This is a genomic window from Romboutsia weinsteinii, from assembly GCF_002250835.2.
Classification (GTDB): domain Bacteria; phylum Bacillota; class Clostridia; order Peptostreptococcales; family Peptostreptococcaceae; genus Romboutsia_A; species Romboutsia_A weinsteinii.
Map to the genome: position 1 here is coordinate 1 of NZ_NOJY02000143.1, position 1098 is coordinate 1098.

Annotated in this window: 1 protein-coding gene and 1 pseudogene; both read left to right on the forward strand. The window is 30.9% G+C overall.

Annotation, left to right across the window (positions count from 1 at the left end; all coding sequences use genetic code 11):
• Positions 1-592: glutamate ligase domain-containing protein (locus CHL78_RS20210; RefSeq protein WP_274541876.1), on the forward strand; the 592-nt coding region annotated here is incomplete at its 5' end.
• A 39-nt stretch (positions 593-631) separates the two neighbouring features.
• Positions 632-1098, forward strand: a pseudogene (locus tag CHL78_RS20215) (phospho-N-acetylmuramoyl-pentapeptide-transferase); the annotation flags it as partial.

Consider the following 1098-nt stretch of genomic DNA (forward strand, 5'->3'; position numbering starts at 1 on the left):
GGAAGAAGATAGTGTGACTTTTACATGTATAATAGATTCAAATAAAGAAGAAGTATACATACCTACAGTAGGAAAGCATAACATTTATAATGCAATGGCCGCTATATTAGTAGGTATAAGCTTAGGTATTACAATTGATGAAATAAAAGAAGGACTTAAGAATTACAAGGCAACAAAGATGAGACTAGATATAGTTAAGAATAATGACATAACTATAATAAATGATGCTTACAATGCTAGTCCAGATTCTATGCAAGCAGCTTTAGGTATATTAGGAAGATATAGTGAAAGAAAAGTAGCTATACTTGGAGATATGTTTGAAATGGGTGATATGGCAGAATATGGACATAGGTTAGTAGGAAAATCATGTATAGGAAATACAGATGTATTAATAACTATAGGAGAAATTTCTAAGTTTATAAGTGATGAAGCAAAGAATATGGGTCTTGGCGCAAATAACATATATCACTTTGAGACAAAAGAAGAAGCTATTGAGAAAATAGAAAATATAATAAATACTAAAGATGTAGTACTAGTTAAAGCATCTAGAGGTATGAAATTAGAGAAAATAGTTGAATATCTAAATAAGTAATAAAACACAAATGAATTAGCCAACAGGGAGAGGAGTTACATTATGTTAGGAATAACAGAACTTACGTATACAGCAATGATTTCATTTCTAATAGTAATAATATTAGGACCAATATTTATACCGATGTTAACAAAATTTAAATTCGGTCAAACAGTTAGGGATGATGGACCAAAAACACATCTACAAAAAAATGGAACGCCAACTATGGGTGGAATACTTATGATGGCAGCAATACTTATCACAGGACTTACTAGAAGCAAGGTAAGCTCTGATATGATGGTAGGCCTTATATGTATAATTGGATTTGGTTTTGTAGGATTTGTTGATGACTTTATAATTATAAAAATGAAAAGATCTTTAGGGTTAAAGCCATGGCAAAAGATAGTTATGCAACTTGCTTTAGCTTTATATGTATCTTATTATCAATATACTACATCTCCAAGTGCAACACAGCTTGCGATACCATTTACAGATGCGGTAATAAACTTAGGACCACTATATATTCC